The sequence below is a fragment of the Actinomadura sp. J1-007 genome (assembly GCF_009793335.1).
Classification (GTDB): domain Bacteria; phylum Actinomycetota; class Actinomycetes; order Streptosporangiales; family Streptosporangiaceae; genus Spirillospora; species Spirillospora yumaensis.
The window spans coordinates 4,923,836-4,944,659 of record NZ_WING01000001.1; the positions used below are offsets into that span (position 1 = coordinate 4,923,836).

Consider the following 20,824-nt stretch of genomic DNA (forward strand, 5'->3'; position numbering starts at 1 on the left):
ACGGTACGGGCGCCGGGAAGGCCGCCCCGGCCGCGTGGGCGCTCTGGGGGTGGGCGTCCTCGCCTACGTCGTCGCCGTGCTCCACCGGACCTCGTTCGGCGTGGTCGGCCAGGACGCCGCCGACCGGTTCGGCGCCTCCGCCGGGATCCTCGCGACGTTCACCGTCCTCCAGCTCCTGGTCTACGCCGGGCTCCAGGTGCCGGTCGGGCTGCTGCTGGACCGGTTCGGCCCGCGCCGCATGGTCGCCGCCGGGGCGCTGTGCATGGCCGCCGGGCAGGCGATCATGGCGTTCTCCACGGCCGTGCCGACCGCCGTGCTCGCCCGCGTGCTGGTCGGCGCCGGCGACGCGATGACGTTCATCAGCGTGCTCGGCGTCGTCACCACGTGGTTCCCCGGACGGCAGGTGCCGCTCGTCACCCAGCTCACCGGGCTGCTCGGCCAGCTCGGGCAGGTGCTGAGCGCCGTCCCGCTGGTCGCGCTGCTGCACGGGCCCGGCTGGAGCACCGCGTTCGGGTCGGCGTCGGCGCTCGGCGTGCTCGTCGCCGTCCTGTCGCTCGCGGTGCTGCGCGACGCCCCGCCAGGCGCCGAACGGACCGCCTCGGTCCCGCTCGCGCACGTGGGCCGCAACCTCGTCCAGGCGTGGCGGCACCCGGGGACGCGGCTCGGCCTGTGGTCGCACTTCGTCACCCAGTTCTCGTCCAACACGTTCGCGCTGATGTGGGGCTTTCCCTACCTGGTGAGCGGGCAGGGCATGGCGCCCGCCACGGCGAGCGCGCTGCTCACGCTGTTCGTGCTGATGAACGTGGTGTCCGGGCCGTTCATCGGGCGGCTGGTCGGCCGCTACCCGCTGCGCCGCTCCACGCTCGTGCTCGGCATCGTCGGCGTCAACGTCGCGGTGTGGGCCGCGGTGCTCGCCGTGCCGCCCCCGGCGCCCGCGTGGCTGCTGGTGGTGCTCGTGCTCGGGCTCGCGCTCGGCGGCCCCGGCGCGATGATCGGCTTCGACTTCGCCCGGACGTTCAACCCGCCCGGACGGCAGGGCACCGCGACCGGCATCGTCAACGTCGGCGGGTTCGTCGCGGCGCTGCTCGCGATCCTGCTGATCGGCCTCGTGCTGGACGCGATGTCGCCGGGCCGGGAGTTCACGCCCGAGGCGTTCCGCGCCGCCTGGACGGTCCAGGCCCTCATCTGGGCGGTCGGGATCGCGGGCGTGCTGCGCAGCCGCGTCCTCGCCCGCCGGGTCCTCGCGGAGGAAGGCGTGCTCGTGCGCCCCCTCCGCGAGGCGCTGCGCGACCGCCGCGTCCCGCGCTAGCGGGGCCGCGCCCGCCCTCTCACGGCAGCGCGGCGGCCGGACGCAGCTCCAGCGTGCAGCACTTGGGCCCGCCGCCCGCCTTGCGCAGCTCGGACAGGTCCACGGGCACCGGCGTGCGGCCGAGCCGCCGGAGCGCGGCGATCAGGTCCCCGGCCTCGGCGTTGACGACGACGTTCAGGCCGTCGCTCACCGCGTTCAGGCCGAGGACGGCCGCGTCGCGCTCGGAGGCGATGAGCGCGTCCGGGAAGAGGCGTTCGAGAACGGCGCGGCTGCCGGGCGAGAACGCGCCCGGGTAGTACGCCACGTTCTCGCCGTCCAGCGGGAACAGCGCCGTGTCCAGGTGGTAGAAGCGCGGGTCCACCAGCCGGAGCGTGACCACGGGGCGGCCCAGGAACTCCTGCGCCTCCTGGTGGGCGGCGAGGTCGGTGCGGAAGCCCGTCCCGGCGAGGATCACGCGGTCGAGCGTGAGGAAGTCGCCCTCGCCCTCGTTGGTGTGCGCCGGTTCGAGCACGTCGGGGAAGCCGTTGCGGCGGAACCAGTCCATGTACGCGGGGCCCTCCGCGCGCCGTTCGGGATGGGTGAACCGCGCGCCGTACGCCCGGCCGCCGACGACCAGGCCGCCGTTCGCCGCGAACACCATGTCGGGCAGACCCGGCACCGGCTCGATCAGGCTGACCTCGTGGCCGAGCCCGAGGTACGCCTCGCGCAGCGCCTCCCACTGGGCGACGGCCCGGCGCGCGTCGGCGCCCGCGGCCGGGTCCATCCAGGGGTTGATCGCGTACGTGACGTCGAAGTGCTCGGGGCGGCACATCAGGTAGTGGCGTCGTGTCGGGACCGCCACCGGGGCGGGCGCGGTGCTCGGCTCCATCGCCGGCGAAACGGACATGTGGGCTCCAGGCTTCCGGTCGTGAGGACGGGACGTCCGGGACGGCGGCGAGCCGTCCCGATGATCGAAAGCCTAGAAAGCCGGGACCCCGGATCCAATGCGTCGTTCTTGCGCTGAGCAGGTGTTTCGTTGCTTGTTGCGGGCCGGAACGGCGGATCGTTGCGCGCGGGCGGGCGGTCCGGCCGCGCCGTCCCGGCCGCGCCGTCCCGCCCGCGCGTCGGGAGGCGGCGGACGCGGCCGCCCGCCCGCCTCCCCGGGGTCCTACAGGTTGATCATGTGCCCGGCCAGGCCGTGCACGGCCTCCTTCACGGCCTCGCCCAGCGTCGGGTGGGCGTGCACGTTGCGGGACACCTCGTGGACGGTCAGGTCCCACTGCTGCGCCAGGGTCAGCTCCGGCAGCAGCTCGGTGACCTCCGGGCCGATCAGGTGCGCGCCGAGGATCTCGCCGTACCGCTCGTCGCTGATCACCTTGACGAAGCCGTCGCCCTCGCCCATGCCGAGCGCCTTGCCGTTGGCGCTGTAGGGGAACTTGGCGACCTTGACGTCGAAGCCCTGCTCCCTGGCCTGCGCCTCGGTCCAGCCGAAGCTGGCGACCTGCGGCTGGCAGTACGTGGCGCGCGGGATCATCACGTAGTCGAGCTCCATCGTCTCGGCGTCCGCGATGGTCTCGGCGGCGACGATGCCCATGGCCTCGGCGGCGTGCGCGAGCATCAGCTTGGCGGTCACGTCGCCGATCGCGTAGATGTGCGGGACGGACGTGCGGCAGCGGCCGTCCACGTCGATCGCGCCGCGCTCGGTCAGCCGCACGCCGGTCTTGTCGAGGCCGTAGCCCTCGACGTTCGGCTGGAACCCGATCGCCTGGAGCACCTTGTCGGCCTCCAGCACCTTCTGCGCGCCGTCCTTGCCGGTGACGGTGACCTTGACCTTGGCGCCCGAGTCGTCGATCGAGTCGACGCGGGTGGAGGTCAGCACCTCGACGCCGAGCTTGCGGTAGCGCTTGGCCAGCTCCTTGGACACGTCGGCGTCCTCGTTCGGCACCATCCGGTCGAGGAACTCGACGATCGTGACCTTGACGCCGTAGTTGTGCAGCACGTAGGCGAACTCGACGCCGATCGCGCCCGCGCCCGCGATGACGATGCTCTCGGGCAGGTCCGAGGACAGGATCTGCTCCTCGTAGGTCACCACGCGCTCGGACAGCGAGGTGCCGGGCAGCAGCTTGGTGTGCGCGCCCGCCGCGATGATGCAGTTGCCGAACGTGACCGTCTCGGTGGACCCGTCGGCCTTCGCCACCTGGAGGGTATTGGGGTCGGTGAACGTGCCCCGGCCGTCGAACGTGGTGATCTTGTTCTTCTTCATCAGGAACTGGACGCCCTTGACGAGCTTCTCCGAGACCTGCCGGCTGCGCTGGTACGCGACGCCGTAGTCGAACGAGACCGGGCCCTCGGCCTTGATCCCGTACTTGTCCTGCTCCTGGGTGAAGATGTGCGCCAGCTCGGCGTTGCGCAGCAGCGCCTTGGACGGGATGCAGCCCACGTTGAGGCAGACGCCGCCCCAGTACCGCTCCTCGATGATCGCCGTCTTCAGCCCGAGCTGCGCCGCCCGGATCGCGGCGACATATCCACCCGGACCGGAGCCCAGGACCACGACGTCAAAGTGATTGCTCATTCTAACGACGATATTCGCCGCCGGGCCCTCCTCGCATCCCGGCCGGGGCCGGGCGGGGCGGTGCGGCCACGGCCCGTGACCGGAGGACCACCGTTGGAGGTTCTTCGTCACTTGCTGTTAGGGTTTCGTCCCGGCTCTCGTGATACGCCGGTGACCTTGGAGATATCCCGGCGGAAGGGCCGATCCCGGCCGGGGCGCGGAACCCGGCGGACCGCCACGTCGTTGGCGGCAGGGCGGAGCGGCCCCCGGGCGAGCGGCGAGCCCGCCCCTGCCCAGCCGAAACGGAGGATAGACGAGTGAGGATTCCCAAGCGCGTCAACACCGTCCTGGACTGGGCGGAGCAGCACTTTGGCGCACTTGCGGCGGTCGTCGCGCTGGTCATCGCCGCGGTGGCCGCGACGCTGGCCCCGCCGCTCGTCGGCCTGCCGGTCGCCGGGTTCATCCTCGGCCTCGCCGCCGGCGGGTTCCTGGTGCACCTGCGGATGGCCAAGCGGATCGGCCGCGCCCGCGCCGAGGTCGACGACCTGCTCCGCGAGAACGGCGCGCTGCGGCACCGCAACACCGTGCTCGCGAGCGGCGTCATCACCCGCGAGGCGCAGACGACCCAGGCCCTGCTCGCCATCCCCGAGGACGACCTGCTCGGCGAGGACGACCCGCAGCGCACCGCGGCCCTGCCCGAACTCCCCGACCTCCCGGAACTCGCGGACGGGCCGGAGGAGCCGGAGGAGCCGGCCGCGCCGGCCGGGGGCGACTCGTCCGGCGCCGGGACGACCACGGCCGAGACGTCCACCGCCGACACGCCCGCCACCGGCACGGCCGCCACCCCCGACGACACTCCCGACGACGCGCCCGACGCGTTCGGCGCCGCGAAGGACTCGGCGCGGACGGGCACGACCGTCGAGCTGGACGAGGCCGATCTCGCTGAGGCCGGAGCGCGGCAGGACGGGTCCGAAGACGGCGCCCCGGCCGGAAGAGGTTCCGCCCGAAAGGCGTCGAACGGGAAACAGGGGGAACGTTCCGGCGGCGCCGCGGGCACCGCGGCGGGCGCCGGGAAGGCCAGGGGCCGGCGCGAGCGCGGGAAGCGGTAGCAGGCGGCCTCCCGGCGTTCTCGCTCCCCGTCACCGGCCCGGCGCTCCACGTTAGGCGTAGCCGATCTTGGGGCAGAGAAGATCCGGGAGGTGACGGTGGGATGAACCAGGCAGCGGACCCGCCGGGAGAAGGCGACGTCCCCGCGGCGGCGGACGGAGCGCCCCACCACCAGGCCGACGAGTCGTCGGTGCGCAAGGCCGTCCTCGCGTCCGCGATGGGCAACTGCGTCGAGTGGTTCGACTTCGGCGTGTTCAGCGCCGGGGTCATGACCTCGATCGTCGGCACCGTGTTCTTCCCGCCCGACGAGGGCGGCAACGCGACGCTCCGCTCGTTCGCACTGATCGCCGCCGCGTTCCTCGCCCGCCCGTTCGGCGGGCTGTTCTTCGGGCCGATGGGCGACAAGCTCGGCCGCAAGCGGGTCCTCGCGATCACGATCATCCTGATGTCGGGCTCGACGTTCGTCATCGGGATCCTGCCCGGCTACCACACGATCGGCGTCGCGGCGCCGCTGCTGCTGCTCGCGGTGCGGCTGATCCAGGGGTTCTCGACGGGCGGCGAGTACGGCGGCGCGGCGACGATGATCGCCGAGTACGCGCCGACCAACCGGCGCGGGTTCTTCGGCAGCTTCCTCGAACTCGGCACGCTGTCCGGCTACATCATGGGCGCCGGGCTGGTGCTGCTCATCAACCTCATCCTCGGGTCCGAGGCGATGCACGACTGGGGCTGGCGGATCCCGTTCCTGGTGGCGCTGCCGCTCGGCCTCGTCGGCCTGTACGTGCGGGAGAAGATCGAGGACACCCCGACGTTCCAGAACATGGAGGAGGCGGGCGAGAAGGCCAAGTCGCCGCTCAAGGAGACGCTGCTGCACAGCTGGGAGCGCATCCTGATGCTGATCGGGATCGTGTTCCTGCTGAACATCGCGGACTACACGCTGCTGACGTTCATGCCGTCGTACCTGATCGACTTCCTGGGCCTGGCCGACGTCAGCTCGCAGCTCATCACGATCGGGGTGGAGGCGGCGATGATCCTGGTCATCCTGCCGCTCGGCCACCTGTCGGACCGGATCGGCCGCAAGCCGCTGCTGCTGACGGCCGCGATCGGCTACATCGTGCTGGCCTGGCCTGCGTTCGCCCTCATGCAGCTGCACAACCCGGCGGGCGTCGCGGTCGGCTACGCGATCATCGGCGGGCTGCTGGTGCTGATGCTGGCGGTGGTCGGCGCGACGTTCCCGGCGATGTTCCCGACCAAGGTGCGGTACGGGGCGTTCGCGATCGGCTACAACATCTCCACGTCGCTGTTCGGCGGCACCTGCGCGGTGCTGGTCGGGTCGCTGATCGACGCGACCGGCAGCAACTACGTGCCGGCCTTCTACCTGATGCTCGCCGGGCTGGTCGCGCTGGTGCCGATCCTGCGCATCCCGGAGACGGCGCGCGTGCCGATCGAGAAGGTCGGGCACGAGAACGCCCCGGAACCGGCGGGTTCCGGGGCGCGTGCCTGAGCCGGCCGCTACTCGGCGGCTACTCGGCGGTCTCGATGGCGACCCGCCCTTCGGCGGGGCCGGCCTCGGTGGCGAAGTACCGGCGGGCCCAGCCCACCAGCGACGCCGAGATCCCGAGGGCGGCACCGGTCTCGATCAGCAGTGCGATCCATACGGTGGTCATGGGGGGCCTCCCTTCCGGTCCGGCCGGGTCCTTCCTGGACCCGGGTCCGATGCTCATCCTGTGCAACACCAGGATGCGGCAGGCCGTTCCTGGCGAGCGCCGTTCCGCAGGGTGATATGCAGCACAATGACCCCCATTGACCTGCGAAGAAACCTTAAAGAACGTAAAAACGGCTGGTCGTCGGCCCGCCCGCCGGGTCACGTCCGGAGGCGTCCGGGCGGACGGCCCGGCGGCGTACGGGCGAGCGGGTCAGCGGAGCGGGCGGGTCAGCGGAGCGGGCGGAAGAACGCGCGGACGTCCCCGGCCAGCAGGTCCGGCGCCTCCATCGCCGCGAAGTGCCCGCCCGCGTCGAACTCCGTCCACCGGACGACGGCGTGCGCGCACTCGGCGAACCGCCGGATGGACGAGTCGCCCGCGAAGACCGCCACGCCCACAGGCACCGCCGAACGCTGCGGAGGTGAGCCCCACAGCGCCGCGCTCTCGCGGTACAGGCGGGCCGCCGACGCGGCGGTCCCGGTGAACCACGCCACCGAGAGGTTGGTCAGGAGGGCGTCCGGGTCCAGCGCGCCGACCTTGTCGCCGTGGCCCGCCCACCAGTCGGCGTACCAGGCGAGCAGCCCGGCGGGCGAGTCGGCCAGGGCGAACGCGAGCGTCTGCGGCCGGGTGCTCTGGATCGCCGCGTACCCCGACAGCTCCTGGTGCCATCGCCGCAGGCGCGCGAGCCGCGCGAGATCCTTGTCCGCCAGCCCTTCCAGCGCGGCCGGGTCGTCGTCCGGCGGCGCGGTGACCAACGCGTTCACGTGCACGCCGGCGACGCGGTCGGGCGCCACCCGGCCGAGTTCCGGGGAGATGAGCGACCCGAAGTCGCCGCCCTGCGCGCCGTACCGCTCGTAGCCGAGGCGCGCCATCAGCTCCGCCCACGCCCGCGCGATCCGCGCGACGTCCCAGCCCGTCTCCCGCGTCGGCCCCGAGAACCCGAACCCCGGAATGGACGGCACGACGACGTGGAACGCGTCCGCGGGGTCGGCGCCGTGCGCCCGCGGGTCGGCCAGCGGCCCGACGAGGGGCAGCAGTTCGGTGTACGGACCCGGCCATCCGTGCGTCAGCACCAGCGGCAGCGCGCCGGGCTCGGGGGAACGGACATGCAGGAAATGCACGTCCTGTCCGTCGATCGATGTCGTGAACTGCGGAAAACGGTTGAGCTCCGCCTCGTGCCCGCGCCAGTCGTAGTTCGCCCGCCAGCGGTCGGCCAGTTCGCGCGCATAGTCGCGCCGGACGCCGTAGGACCATCCGGCGCCGCGCGGCTCGTCCGGCCAGCGGGTGCGTTCGAGGCGTTCGCGCAGGTCCCGGAGGTCCTGCTCGGAGATCCGGACGGTGAACGGCCGCACGGCGGTGGTCGTGGTTTCGGTCATCCCCGCACCGTAGGAGGTGTAGCGGCCAGAAGCTGTCCGCCATATCCCGGGTGGGTCACAAGGTAATGGAGAGGTAAGACGATTCTCTCGTTGCGATCAAGTGATTACCGTAGGTAATGTCTTTGGTGCGGCACGGAGCGATCGGCGCAGGGCGCCTCCCAAACTCCGGCGCTCTTTTCGTCGATTTTCTATTCACCCTCGAAATAGTTCTCCGGCCGAGGGCGGCCTCTGTCAAGCAGACAACGGATCGGTGGTGTGGATCGTGACGGAACAGCAGTTGAGCCTCGGTACGTCGGCGGCGCGCAATCTGGCGACGACGACCAAGTCCGTCCCCCAGATGCAGGGCATCTCCTCCCGGTGGCTCCTCAAGCTGCTGCCGTGGGTGCAGGCCGCGGGCGGCGCCTACCGCGTCAACCGCCGCCTCACCTACACCGTCGGCGACGGCCGCGTCACGTTCGTGACCACCGGCGCCGACGTCCGCGTCATCCCCCTCGAACTGGGCGAGCTGCCCCCGCTGCGCGGCTTCGAGGACGAGCCCGTCCTGTCCGCCCTCGCCGACCGCTTCACCCAGCGCGAGTACGAGCCCGGCGACGTGGTCGTGGAGGCGGGCCGCCCCGCCGACACCGTCTACCTGATCGCGCACGGCAAGCTCAACGAGATCGGCCGGGGCGAGTACGGCGACGACGCGATCCTGCGCGTCCTCGCCGACGGCCAGTTCTTCGGCGCCGACGTCCTCGCCGGCGACGCGGGCGAGTGGGACCGCACGATCAAGGCCGTGACGGCGTGCACGCTGCTGGAGCTGCCCGAGTCCGAGTTCCGCGAGGCGACCGGCCGCTCCGACGAGCTGCGCGACCACGTCGCGGCCTACCGCGACCGGCCCGAACGCCCGCAGGACGAGGGCGGCGAGGCCAGGATCGAGATGGCGTCCGGGCACGACGGCGAGCCCGACCTGCCCGGCACGTTCGTCGACTACGAGAGCGCCCCCCGCGAGTACGAGCTGAGCGTCGCCCAGACCGTGCTGCGCGTCCACTCGCGCGTCGCCGACCTCTACAACGAGCCGATGGACCAGACCGAGCAGCAGCTCCGGCTGACCATCGAGGCGCTGCGCGAGCGGCAGGAGCACGAGCTGGTCAACAACCGCGGCTTCGGGCTGCTGCACAACGCCGACCTCACCCAGCGCCTGCACACCCGGTCCGGCCCCCCGACGCCCGACGACATGGACGAGCTGCTCACCCTGGTCTGGAAGGACCCGGCGTTCTTCCTCGCGCACCCGAAGACGATCGCGGCGTTCGGCCGCGAGTGCAGCGCGCGCGGCGTCTACCCCGGCAACGTCGACGTCAACGGCAACCAGGTCCCCGCCTGGCGCGGCGTGCCGATCTTCCCGTGCAACAAGATCCCGATCAGCCCGACCCTGACCAGCTCGGTGCTGCTGATGCGCACCGGCGAGGCCGCGCAGGGCGTCATCGGCCTGCACCAGATCGGCATCCCGGACGAGGTCCAGCCCGGCCTGTCGGTCCGGTTCATGGGCATCGACGAGAAGGCGATCATCTCGTACCTGGTCAGCGCCTACTACTCGGCGGCCGTCCTCGTGCCCGACGCGCTCGCGATCCTGGAGAGCGTCGAGATCGCGCACGGAGGAGCGGCGTAGTGCGACCGCCCACCGGCTCCGCGGGCGGCACCCCCGGGGACCGCGGGACCGCCTCCGCGAGGCCGTACGACCTTCCCGCCTTCTACACCCCGCATCCCGCCCGGCTCAACCCGCACCTCGAAGGCACCCGCGACCACTCCCGCGCGTGGGCGCACGCGACGGGCATCCTCGGCGGCGACCCGTCCGGCCCCCTGATCTGGGACGAGGCCGACTACGACGCCCACGACTACGCCCTGCTCACCGCCTACACCCACCCCGACGCCCCCGCGCCGATCCTGGACCTGGTCAACGACTGGTACGTCTGGGTCTTCTACTTCGACGACCACTTCCTCGACACCTACAAGCGCACCGGCGACATGGCGGGCGCGCGGGAGTACCTGGCGAGGCTGCCCGCGTTCATGCCGGTCGGCACGGGCGCGGACGGGGAGGGGGGCGGGCCCGGCGGCGCGGACGGGCCCGCTCCCGAGCCCCGCAACCCGGTCGAGCGGGGGCTCGCCGACCTGTGGGCGCGCACCGTTCCGCTGATGTCGCGGGCGTGGCGCGAACGGTTCGCCGAGAGCACCCTCAACCTGCTCCAGGAGTCGCTCTGGGAGCTGGCCAACATCAACGAGGGCCGGGTGCCCAACCCGGTCGACTACGTCGAGATGCGCCGCAAGGTCGGCGGCGCGCCCTGGTCGGCGGGCCTGGTGGAGGTCGCGACGGGGGCCGAGGTCCCGGCGGAGGTGGCCGGGACGCGGCCCCTGCGCGTGCTGCGCGACACGTTCTCCGACGCCGTCCACCTGCGCAACGACATCTTCTCCTACCAGCGCGAGACCGAGCAGGAGGGCGAGGTCAACAACGGCGTGCTGGTGATGGAGCGGTTCTTCGACGTCGGCCCGCAGCGGGCCGCCGACATCACCAACGACCTGCTGACCTCGCGGCTCCGGCAGTTCGAGAACACCGCCCTCACCGAGCTGCCCGCGCTGTTCGAGGAGCGCGGCCTGAGCCTCGCCGCGCGCGGCGACGTCCTCGCCTACGTCAAGGGCCTCCAGGACTGGCAGGCGGGCGGCCACCAGTGGCACCTGCGCTCCAGCCGCTACATGAACGAGGAGGCCGCCGCCGACCGCAACCCGGCGGCGAACGGCTCCGGGCTCGCGCGGCTCCTGCCCGCGGGCACGTCCGGTCCGGGCCTCGGCACGGCGGCGATGACGCGGTTCCGCTCGCTCGCCCGCTCCGGCGGGCATCCCGCCGAGCCAGGGGCGGACGCGGGCGAGCCGTTCACGGTGCCCGAGGTGTCGCTGCCGTACGAGCCGCGCCTGAACCCCCGCGTCCGCGCGGTCCGCGCGCACGGCAAGGAGTGGGCGCGCGAGATGGGCCTGTTCGGCACGGGCGTCTGGGACGAGGCCGCGTTCGACGCGGCCGACTACGGGCTGTTCGCCGCGCTGACCCATCCCGACCTGCGCACTCCCGAGCTGGAGCTGGTCAACGACTGGCACCTGTGGGGCTTCCACCTCGACGACCTGTTCGTGGAGCGCTACAAGCGGCCCCGCGACCTGGCGGGCGCCAAGGCGCTCGTCGCGCGGCTCGCGGAGTTCATGCCGGCGGACGCGTCGCCGCCGCCCGACCCCGCCGACCCCGTCGAACGGGGCCTCGCCGACCTCTGGGCCCGTACCGCGCCGCGCATGGCGGCCGGCGACCGCGCCGGGCTCGCCTCGGCCGTCCTCGACCTCGTCGAGAGCTGGCTGTGGGAGCTGGCGGGCCTCGCCCAGGGACGCGTCCCGGACCCGGTCGACTACGTCGAGATGCGGCGCAGGACGACCGGCGGCGACTTCTCGGCCCGGCTGCTGCGCGGCGCGACGTCGGCCGGGCTGCCCGCCGCGTTCGACGGCTCCGCGCCCATGCGGGCCCTCGGCGACGCGTACGCCGACATCGTCGGCCTCCACAACGACCTGGTGTCGTACGAGAAGGAGACCGCGGCCGAGGGCGAGCTCAACAACGGCGTCGTCGCCGTCCGGCACTTCCTCGGCTGCGACGCGCGGCGGGCGGCCGGGATCGTCGCCGACCTGGTCGGCGCGCGGATCCGGCAGTTCGAACGCGTCGTCCACGACGACCTGCCCGCGCTCGCGGACGAGCACGACCTCGGCCCGGCCGCGCGCGAGCGGATCGACCGGTACGTCCAGGGCCTGCGGAGCTGGATGGCCGGAGAGACCCACTGGGCCGCGAAGTCGGGCCGCTACCACCCGCCCCGTTCCGCGACCCCGCCCGCGCCCCCGCCCGCGGCCTCCGCCCCGGCGCGTCGCGTTCCGGACGGGCGGCCGTTCGGCGGGGCGCTGCGGCGCGTGCTCGACGGGCCCACCGGGCTCGGCACGTCCGCCGCGCGCGTCGGCCCGCCGCGCGTCGTCTCGTCCCCGGCCGCCCAGGCGGCCGTCCACACCAGCGTCAACGGGCCCGCGCGCGGGGCCGGCGACGCAGCCGTCCACGCAGTAACGCCGGGAGGTCGCAGCTCATGACGGAACAGCGGTTGAGCCTTGGTACGGCGGCGGCGCGCAACCTCGCGACCACCACCAAGTCCGTACCGCAGATGCAGAGCATCACGCCGCGGTGGCTGCTGCGGCTGCTGCCCTGGGTGGAGGCGCACGCCGGGACCTACCGGGTGAACCGCCGCCTGACGTTCCAGCTCGGCGACGGGCGCCTGACGTTCGTCAACACCGGGGCGGAGGTGCGGGTCGTCCCGCCGGAGCTGGCGGAGCTGCCCCCGCTGCGGCACCTGGACGATCCCGAGGTGCTGGAAGGCATCGCCGACCGGTTCACCCAGCGGGAGTACGCGCCGGGCGACGTGATCGTCGAGCGGGGCCGTCCCCTCGACCAGCTCTACCTCATCGCGCACGGCAAGGTCGCCGAGATCGGCGCCGGCGCGTACGGCGGCGAGACCCGCCTCGGCGTGCGCGCCGACGGCGACTTCTTCGGCGACCGGGCGCTGCTCGGCGGGTCCGAGGAGTGGGACCGCTCCGTACGGGCCCTCACGCCCTGCACGGTGCTGACGCTCTCCCAGGAGGCGATCGCCGAGCTGACCGACCGGTCCGAGGCGCTCCGCACGCACCTGGAGGAGTACCGGACGGCTCCCGAGCCGCCGCGCAACCCGAAGGGGGAGGCCGCGATCGACCTGTCCGCCGGGCACGAGGGCGAGGCCGACCTGCCCGGCACGTTCGTGGACTACGAGGGCTCGCCGCGCGAGTACGGGCTCGCCGTCACCCAGACGGTGCTGCGCGTCCACACCCGCGTCGCCGACCTCTACAACGAGCCGATGGACCAGATCGAGCAGCAGCTCCGGCTGACCATCGAGGAGATCCGCGAGCGGCAGGAGCACGAGCTGGTCAACAACCGCGACTTCGGCCTGCTGCACAACGCCGACCTGCGGCAGCGCATCCAGACCTCCGGGGGCCCGCCCACCCCGGCCGACCTGGACGACCTGCTGTGCCGGCGCCGCAAGTCGCGGTTCTTCCTGGCCCATCCGAAGACGATCGCCGCGTTCGGCCGCGAGTGCACGCGGCGCGGCGTCTACCCCGGCACCGTCCAGGCGCACGGGCGGTGCGTGCAGGCGTGGCGCGGCGTGCCGATCTTCCCGTGCGACAAGATCCCGGTCACCCCGACCGGCACCAGCTCGATCCTGGTGATGCGCACGGGCGTGGACGACCAGGGCGTCGTCGGCCTGCACCAGACCGGCATCCCGGACGAGGTCCGGCCGGGCCTGTCGGTGCGGTTCAAGGGCGTGAGCGAGAAGGCGATCCTGTCCTACCTCGTCAGCGCCTACTACTCCGCCGCGATCCTCGTCCCCGACGCGGTCGGCGTCCTGGAGAACGTGGAGATCGCGCGTTGAGGCGAGGGGGGAACATGGCGGCGGCCCCGGGCACGGCCCGTTCGGCGCAGGAGGTCCTGACCTGGAGCCGCGGGCTCGTCGAGCCCGCGCTCCGCCGGGCGGTGGACGGGCTGCCCGAGTCGATGCGGCGCATCGGCGCGTACCACTTCGGCTGGCAGGACGGGCGCGGCGGCGGCAAGGCGATCAGGCCGACGCTCACCCTGCTCGCCGCCGAGGCCGTCGGCGGGTCCGCGCCGGACGCGGTCCGGGCGGCGGTCGCGGTCGAGCTGGCGCACAACTTCTCGCTCCTGCACGACGACGTCATGGACGGCGACCTCACCCGCAGGCACCGGCCGACGGTGTGGAGCGTGTTCGGCACGAACGCGGCGATCCTCGCGGGCGACGCGATGCTGGCGTGCGCGTTCGAGATCCTCGCCGAAGACCACCGGCCCGCCGCGTTCCGCACGCTGAGCACGGCGGTCCTCGACCTGACCGAGGGGCAGAGCTCCGACATGTCGTTCGAGGAGCGGTCGGACGTGACGCTGCCCGAGTGCCTGGAGATGGCCCGGCGCAAGACCGGCGCGCTGATCGGCGCCGCGTGCGCGCTCGGCGCGGTGTACGGCGGCGGGACGGACGCGCGGGTCGGGCACCTGCGGGCGTTCGGCGAACGGCTCGGGCTCGCGTTCCAGCTCGTCGACGACCTGCTCGGCATCTGGGGCGACCCGGCCGTCACCGGCAAGCCCGTGCACAACGACCTGCGCAGCCGCAAGAAGTCGCTGCCGGTCGTGGCCGCGCTCGGGTCCGGCACGCCCGCCGGGCGCGAGCTCACGGCGCTCTACCTGCGCGCCGAGCCGCTCACCGGCGACGAGCCCGCGCGCGCCGCCGCGCTCATCGAGTCGGCGGGCGGCCGTTCCTGGGCGGTGGAACGGGCCGCGGAGCTGCTCGCCGAGGCGCTCACCGCCCTGGACGCCGCGGCGCCGCGTCCCGCCGCGGCCGAGGAGCTGAAGGCCCTCGCCGAGCTGGTCGCGCTGCGCGACCACTGACGCCGCGCGGGCGCCGGGCGGTTCCGTGACCGCGCGCCCGGTGCCCGTGCGGTCCGCGTCGTTATAGTGCAGGCGTGCCGGACCTCCAGCCGCTCGAACCCGCCGACCCCGAACGGCTCGGCGGGCGCCGCGTCGTCGGGCGGCTCGGGGAGGGCGGCCAGGGCGTGGTCTACCTGGCCCGCGACGAGGAGACCGGCGAACCGGCGGCGGTCAAGCTGTTCCACACGCGGATCACCGGCGCGACGTTCGGCCGCGAGCTCCAGGCCGCCAAGCAGGTCGCGCGGTTCTGCACCGCGCAGGTCCTCGACTTCGGGACGTTCGGCGACCGGCCGTTCATCGTCAGCGAGTACGTGGACGGGCCGTCGCTGCACCACGTGGTCCGCGCCGGGGGGCCGAGGCGCGGCAGCGCCCTCGACCGGCTCGCGGTCGCGACGGCCACCGCGCTCGTCGCGCTGCACGACGCCGGGATCGTGCACCGCGACTTCAAGCCGCAGAACGTCCTGCTCGGCACGGACGGCCCGCGCGTGATCGACTTCGGCATCGCCCGCGCGCTCAGCGGCGCGCAGACGATGGTGAGCAGCGCGGTCGGGACGCCCGCGTACATGGCGCCCGAGCAGCTCCAGCCGGGCGGGCTCGGCCCGGCGGTGGACGTGTTCGCGTGGGCGTCGACGATGGTGTTCGCGGCGACGGGACGGCCCCCGTTCGGCAACGAGTCCATCCCGATCGTGCTGAACCGGATCGCGCACGAGGAGCCGGCGCTGGACGGCGTGGAGGAGCCGCTGCGCGGGCTGCTCGCGGAGTGCCTGGCGAAGGACCCGGCGCGGCGTCCGACGGCGCAGCGGGTCCTCGACCGGCTGGTGCGCCGTTCGGAGTCGGCGGCCGAGTCCGCCACCCTGCCGCCCGCCCCGGACCACGCCCCGGGCTCGGCTCCGGCCCCGGACCCCGCTCCGGCCCCGGACCCCGCTCCGGCTCCGGGCCCGGTGGTGCCACCCGTTCCGGAGCCCGCGCGGGAGGCCACGACCCTTCCGCCGGTCTCGATGCCCCCGCCCGCGGCCCCGCCCGTGCCCGCGCCGGAACGGAGGCGCAAGGCGCTGCCGGTCGCCCTCGCGAGCGTGGGGGTGCTGGCCGTCGCGGGGACGGTGGCCGTGGTGATGACGCGGTCGGGCGGCGGGTCGTCCGCCGACGACCGCGCGCCCTCGGCGAGCGGGGTGACGGCGGTGTCGTCGAGCCCGAGCGGCGGGCACGACAGCGCGGCCGGGAAGCGGTCGGCGTCCGCGCGGCCGGGACCGTCGTCGGCCCGGCCTTCGGCGCCGTCCGGGTCCCCGTCGCGGCCCGCGCCGTCCCGCAAGCCGAAGAGCTCGGCCCCCGCGCGCCGCGTCGAACTCGGGCCCGGCCACTTCAGCGCGTACTGCGTCAAGCTCGGCTGGGAGTGGGTCGAGTACCGGGAGACGCCGAAGCCCGGCGCGTACTGCGTGAAGCGCAAGGGCGGGACGATGCTCCTGAACGCCGCGCAGCGCGACCAGGGCTGCCGGTGGCGCTTCTCCGACCCCCGCGCGCGGCACTACTTCAAGGGCAGGTCGAACTACTGCTACGCCCTGCGCTAGTCGATCATACGTTCGAGTAGGGTGGTGGGTCGTGCAGGCGAAACGGGCGGGCGCGACCCGCGAACACGTGCCGTTCCTGTGCCCGCGCGGGCACCGGCTGGAGCCGGGGCGCGTCATCGTGGGATGGTCGCCGTGCGTGTGCCCGCCCTGCGCCGCGCGCGGCCGGGGCCTGCGCGGGCACCGCACCTACCTCTGCCTGACCTGCAAGGACGAGCACGTGACGACGATGTGCTACCTGCCGTACCACGTCCCGACGCGGGGCGCCGCCTACCGCTGGCCCTAGGCGTACCCGCGCCCGAGCCCCCGGCGGCGGGGGCTCGGGATGGTCAGTAGGCGAGCGGGCGGCCCGACGGGGTGCGCAGGTCCAGGGCGTCGTGGCGTCTGCGGCGTGCGGAGGGGCGCCGTCGGATTCTGGTCCTCGTGCGGGTCTGGGCGGTCATGGTGGTTCCCTTCGTCGGCGGACGGGGGTGGGCCGTCCCGTTCGGCCTGATTCATCCTGGCCTGGGACGGCCACCCCGTTCATCCCCCTCGGGACGGCACCCGACCTTCGCCGTGCGGCGCAGTCACCCTCCGGGCACGTACACCTGGAGCATGAGGTAAGGCCGCGCCGGTCCTAGTAGCGGAGCCCGTGGCCGTACGGGTACAGGTCGCCGATCGCCGCCGGGAGCCGTCCGCCCGGCTGGCGGCCGAACAGGACCTCCGCGGTCGCGCGGTACTGGGTCATGTTGAAGCGCTGCGTGCGGGCGGTCGTCGCGTAGTTCGCCACGTACGCGCGCACGTCCGGGTACGACGTCAGGTCGTACGGCAGGCCCGTCGCGACGGCCGCGAGCGGCTTGCCGGTGGCCTGGAGCGCGCGGACCAGCTTCGCCTGCCCGGCGGGCAGGGCGCCGGAGGAGAACGTCGCGACCAGGATCCGGTCGGCGTCCCGGGCCTTCGCGACCGCGTCGGCGATCTCGGCGTCGGTCGGGTCGGGCGTGGCCGGCTGCCAGGCCGTCACCGGCCCGGCGGACGCGCCGTCCACCGCCTGCGCGAACTGCGGCGCCTGCACCGCCGCGGCGACCAGCGTCCGCGCGCCCGACTTCGGGTCGAACGGCAGCACGCGGCCCTCGTTGCGGACGAGGGTGGTCGCGGCGACGCCCATCCGGTCGGCCTTGCGCAGGAACGCGGCGTTGCCCGCGAGCCGTTCGGCCGCCTCCGGGTCCACGTAGCGGTGCCGGAAGACGCCCGACCCGCACTTGAGCGCGAGGACGCGGCGCGCCGACTCGTCCACGCGGGCGCGGGGCAGCTCGCCGGAGCGCAGCGCGTCGAGCAGGGCGTCCACGGCGTCCACGTGCGTCTCGTACGCGCCGGTGGACATGATGACGTCCGCTCCGGCCTTCACCGCCATCACCGTGGCCTCGCGGGTGCCCCAGTTCTTGGCGATCGCGTCCATGTCCATCGCGTCGGTGACGATGAGGCCCTTGAAGCCGAGGTCGCCGCGCAGCACCCCGTTCAGGACCTTGGACGACAGCGTCGCGGGCAGGTCGGGGTCGACGGACTTGACGATGACGTGCGCGGTCATCAGCGCGTCCGCGCCGGCGCCGATCGCGGCGCGGAACGGCGGCAGGTGCACGCGGTCCAGCGTGGCCCGGTCGTAGGCCACGCTCGGCAGCCCGGTGTGGCTGTCGGTCTCGGTGTCGCCGTGCCCGGGGAAGTGCTTGGGCGTCGCGATGATCCCGGCGTCCCGGTACGCGCGGACCTGCGCGGCGGCGAGCGTGCCCACCAGGCCGGTGTCCGCGCCGAACGACCGGACGCCGATGATCGGGTTGCGCGGGTTGGTGTTGACGTCGGCGACCGGCGCGTAGTTCCACTGGAAGCCCATGGCGCGCGCCTCGGCCGCGGTGATGCGCGCGGCGTCGCGGGCGAGGCCCGGATCGCGGGCCGCCCCGAGGCCCATCGCGTTCGGCAGCGGGGTCGTCCCCTCGCGCACGTTGTGCGTCGTCCCGAACTCGAAGTCGCCCGAGACCAGCAGCGGCAGCCCGAGCCGCGTCGCCCGCGCCCAGCGCTGCACCTGGTTGGAGTAGCGCGCGGCGAGGCCGGGCGTGCGCGGCTCGGACGTGATGACCGACCCGATCTTCAGATCCTGGAGCGAGCGGCGCGTCTCCTCGTTCGGCATCCCGTCCGGGCCGTCGTGGGTGACGGCCATGACGAGCTGGCCGACCTTCTCCGCGTCGGTCATCCGCGCGAGGTGGGCGTCGGGGTCGCAGCCGCGCGCGGGCCGGGCCGGGGCCGCCGCCGAGGCGTGCGCGGCGGGGCCAGCGACAGGCCCAGGGCGGCGGCCACGACGGTGGAAACGGCGGTGCTGCGGCGTCGTCTCATCCTGCCTCCTCGCTCGGTTTCACTTCTGGTCTAGACCACTGGGCGCCGCGCGGGGAGTCAATGGAAGATCTTGACAGTACGGCCGCTCCCGGCGGGCGCGCGCGGCGCGCCCCAGGTCACCGTGTGGACCGGCGGTCAGGCGCCGCCCTCGCCCGGCGCCGCTGGGACGGAACGGGGCGAGGGCGGGCGCGGTCAGGCGGCGGCGCGGTGGGCGGCGCTCGCCACGCCGAGCCAGGTGTGCGGGTTGCCCGCCCAGCACCAGCCGAGCTTCGGCGCCTTCCGGCTGATCCAGATGGCGGGGACGCGCCGGTCGCCGCAGCGCGAGCCGCCGAGCGAGAAGCACTTGTTCTTGGCGAGCACGGACGGATGGTGGGTGACGAGCGCGATGCCCTCCTCGATGGTGAGCGGGGTACGGCCGCGACCGGCGATCACGGCCAACGCGTCGTTCGGGACCTCGCCGCAGAACTCCTCGCCCCGTTCGACGCCGAACAGCACGTACGCGGGCGCGTCCGGCTGCCCGACCTCCTCGGTCGTGACGAACCGTTCGAGGTCGCCCTCGGCGTAGTGGCGGTCGACGACGCCGGGCTCGCGGCGGCCGTCGAGCGCGGTCAGCGCGATGCCCTCCGCGGGCGGCATCAGTTCGCGCGTCACGACCAGCACGAACGGGACGCGGCCGTCCTCGGGCGGCGCCATCCCGTCGGCGCGGGCGGTGACGGCCGCGCGCAGCGGGGCGAGCAGCGCGGTGAACGACTCGGCGCTCATCCCGGCGGTCCGGTGGTAGCGCAGGTCGAGCAGGTTGAGGACCTGCCGGTCGAACTCCATGCCCGCGTCGAACGCCTCCGGCGCCTCGTACGGCACCGCGTGCGGAACGGCGCGGGCGGGCGCGGGCGAGGTCGCGGGCGTGGACGGGCCGGACGGGGTGGGCGTCACGTGGCGGGCCTCTCTGTCGGGGTGCGGGGCGATGTAACTCCATACAACGTACGGAGTTACGCGGCCCATTCCCGTTCCGGAGAAAAACCCGTCCGGCCCCGGCCCTGGCGGAGAGCTCAGCCCTTGATCTGGGTCCAGGCCCGCGCCCAGCGGCTGTACTCGACGCAGTCGTTGCCCCGGCCGTCACCGCAGTCGGCCGTCGGCGTCCGCCAGAACGCCAGCCGCTTGTAGAACGCCGGGTCGCCCACGTGGAACGTGGCGCAGAAGCCCTTCTCGGTGTACCGGCACGCCTTCGGGACGGCCGGCGCCTCGCCGAACCACTGCGCGACCTGCGCCTGCACCCGCGGCGTGGTGATCCAGTTCATCCACTTGTACATGCAGTTCGGATGCTGCGCCCGCGAGGAGATCATCCAGGTGTCCGACCAGCCCGTCGCGCCCTCGGCCGGGATCGTGGTCGCGACCGGCGCCTTCTCGGCCAGCGCCAGGTTGGCGGTCACCTGCCAGGCCGTGCCCGCGTAGTTGTTGGCGCTCTTGAACGACTGGAGCTCGTCGGTGTAGCTCGCCCAGTACTGGTTGACGTTCGGCCGCTGCTGCTTGAGCAGGTCCACCGCGGCCTGGAACTGGTCGTCGTCCAGCGCGTAGACGTCCTTGATCTTCAGGTCCGGCCGGTGCGTCTTCAGGTAGAGCGCGGCGTCGGCGATGTAGATCGGCGAGTCGTACGCGACCACGTGCCCGGCGGCGGGGGAGTCCTTGTCCCACACCACGTTCCACGACGTCGGGCGCTGCGGCATCTTGTCGGTGCGGTACATCAGCATGTTGGCGCCGTAGCCGTGCGGCACCCCGTACATCTGCCCGCGCGCCGAGTTGTACGGCTGGTTCTTCAGGAACGGCGCGACGTCGGCGTACCCCTTGACCAGGCCGGTGTTGACCGGCGCGACCGTGCCGCCGTAGACCAGCCGCAGGCTCGCGTCGCCGGACGCCGACACCCCGTCGTACTGGCCGGTCTTCATCAGCTCGACCATCGCGTCGGACGTGTCGGCGACCTTGGCCTCGACCTTGCAGCCGGTCGCCCGGGTGAACGGCGTGACCCAGTCGACCTTCTTGTCGTTGGAGCCGTTCTCGGCGTACCCGGCCCAGATGACGAGCTTCAGCCTGCCCTCCGACGCGCCGACGTCCTGCTGCATCGGGACGTTCGGCAGCGCCGCCGCCTTGCCGGAGCCGTCCCCGCCGCACGCGGTCGCGGCGGCGAGCACGGCCAGCGCGGCGGCGGCCGCACCCGCGCGGGACACGCGGGACGGGCGGAACGGCGCGCGGAACGAACGGCGGGGGCGGGACGTCGTCACGGACGGGGTTCCAAAGATCACGCTAGCCGATCGTAGAGGGT

General features: G+C 73.5%; 16 protein-coding genes. 9 read left to right on the forward strand and 7 right to left on the reverse strand.

What is annotated here, in order from left to right:
- The first annotated feature begins 34 nt into the window (after positions 1-34).
- Positions 35-1,309 carry a nitrate/nitrite transporter gene (locus tag GEV43_RS22425; RefSeq protein WP_160822356.1) on the forward strand — a complete coding sequence of 425 codons (1,275 nt, stop codon included), beginning with the start codon at positions 35-37 and terminating at the stop codon, positions 1,307-1,309.
- A gap of 19 nt (positions 1,310-1,328) precedes the next feature.
- Here the strand turns inward: GEV43_RS22425 and ddaH are convergent, their stop codons facing one another.
- Positions 1,329-2,177, reverse strand: coding sequence for a dimethylargininase (gene ddaH, locus GEV43_RS22430; RefSeq protein ID WP_241683748.1), 849 nt, complete (start codon positions 2,175-2,177; stop codon positions 1,329-1,331).
- Between the two features lie 279 nt (positions 2,178-2,456).
- Positions 2,457-3,860: a dihydrolipoyl dehydrogenase gene (lpdA, locus tag GEV43_RS22435; protein WP_160822358.1), complete on the reverse strand. Its 1,404-nt coding sequence runs from the start codon at positions 3,858-3,860 to the stop codon at positions 2,457-2,459.
- Between the two features lie 296 nt (positions 3,861-4,156).
- Here lpdA and GEV43_RS22440 point away from each other — a divergent pair, with 296 nt between their 5' ends.
- Both GEV43_RS22440 and GEV43_RS22445 read left to right on the forward strand, forming a co-directional pair.
- Positions 4,157-4,948: a hypothetical protein gene (locus tag GEV43_RS22440; protein WP_160822359.1), complete on the forward strand. Its 792-nt coding sequence runs from the start codon at positions 4,157-4,159 to the stop codon at positions 4,946-4,948.
- A gap of 101 nt (positions 4,949-5,049) precedes the next feature.
- Entirely contained in the window at positions 5,050-6,447 is a 1,398-nt protein-coding gene (locus GEV43_RS22445; protein ID WP_160822360.1) for an MFS transporter, read from the forward strand.
- Positions 6,448-6,466: 19 nt separating this feature from the next.
- Here GEV43_RS22445 and GEV43_RS22450 read toward each other — a convergent pair whose 3' ends face one another.
- Together GEV43_RS22450 and GEV43_RS22455 are read right to left on the reverse strand one after the other, a co-directional pair.
- Entirely contained in the window at positions 6,467-6,610 is a 144-nt protein-coding gene (locus tag GEV43_RS22450) for a hypothetical protein (RefSeq protein WP_160822361.1), read from the reverse strand.
- A gap of 266 nt (positions 6,611-6,876) precedes the next feature.
- The gene (locus GEV43_RS22455) at positions 6,877-8,022 is read right to left on the reverse strand and encodes an epoxide hydrolase family protein (protein WP_160822362.1); all 1,146 of its coding nucleotides are present in this window, start codon (positions 8,020-8,022) and stop codon (positions 6,877-6,879) included.
- A 262-nt stretch (positions 8,023-8,284) separates the two neighbouring features.
- On the opposite strand from GEV43_RS22455, the gene GEV43_RS22460 reads away from it, so the two are divergent.
- The 6 genes from GEV43_RS22460 (at position 8,285) to GEV43_RS22485 (ending at position 16,435) form a co-directional block, all read left to right on the forward strand.
- The gene (locus GEV43_RS22460; RefSeq protein ID WP_309240029.1) at positions 8,285-9,670 is read left to right on the forward strand and encodes a family 2B encapsulin nanocompartment shell protein; all 1,386 of its coding nucleotides are present in this window, start codon (positions 8,285-8,287) and stop codon (positions 9,668-9,670) included.
- Complete coding sequence (locus GEV43_RS22465) at positions 9,670-12,159, forward strand: germacradienol/geosmin synthase (protein ID WP_160822363.1); 2,490 nt, start codon at positions 9,670-9,672, stop codon at positions 12,157-12,159. Before GEV43_RS22460 ends, GEV43_RS22465 begins: the two co-directional genes overlap by 1 nt.
- Positions 12,156-13,526, forward strand: a complete 1,371-nt coding sequence (locus GEV43_RS22470; RefSeq protein WP_160822364.1) for a family 2B encapsulin nanocompartment shell protein — start codon at positions 12,156-12,158, stop codon at positions 13,524-13,526. Before GEV43_RS22465 ends, GEV43_RS22470 begins: the two co-directional genes overlap by 4 nt.
- A gap of 14 nt (positions 13,527-13,540) precedes the next feature.
- A complete protein-coding gene (locus GEV43_RS22475) occupies positions 13,541-14,548 on the forward strand; it encodes a family 2 encapsulin nanocompartment cargo protein polyprenyl transferase (protein WP_160822365.1) in 1,008 nt (335 codons plus the stop codon).
- Positions 14,549-14,622: 74 nt separating this feature from the next.
- Positions 14,623-16,152, forward strand: a complete 1,530-nt coding sequence (locus GEV43_RS22480; protein WP_160822366.1) for a serine/threonine-protein kinase — start codon at positions 14,623-14,625, stop codon at positions 16,150-16,152.
- A 31-nt stretch (positions 16,153-16,183) separates the two neighbouring features.
- Positions 16,184-16,435 (forward strand): hypothetical protein, encoded by a 252-nt coding sequence (locus GEV43_RS22485; protein ID WP_160822367.1) that lies wholly within the window; start codon positions 16,184-16,186, stop codon positions 16,433-16,435.
- Positions 16,436-16,765: 330 nt separating this feature from the next.
- Here the strand turns inward: GEV43_RS22485 and GEV43_RS22490 are convergent, their stop codons facing one another.
- From GEV43_RS22490 to GEV43_RS22500, 3 genes are all read right to left on the reverse strand, one after another.
- Positions 16,766-18,370: a glycoside hydrolase family 3 protein gene (locus GEV43_RS22490; protein ID WP_160822368.1), complete on the reverse strand. Its 1,605-nt coding sequence runs from the start codon at positions 18,368-18,370 to the stop codon at positions 16,766-16,768.
- Positions 18,371-18,702: 332 nt separating this feature from the next.
- Entirely contained in the window at positions 18,703-19,440 is a 738-nt protein-coding gene (locus GEV43_RS22495; RefSeq protein ID WP_309239775.1) for a DUF5701 family protein, read from the reverse strand.
- Positions 19,441-19,556: 116 nt separating this feature from the next.
- Positions 19,557-20,804: an ABC transporter substrate-binding protein gene (locus GEV43_RS22500; protein WP_309239776.1), complete on the reverse strand. Its 1,248-nt coding sequence runs from the start codon at positions 20,802-20,804 to the stop codon at positions 19,557-19,559.
- Positions 20,805-20,824: the final 20 nt, after the last annotated feature.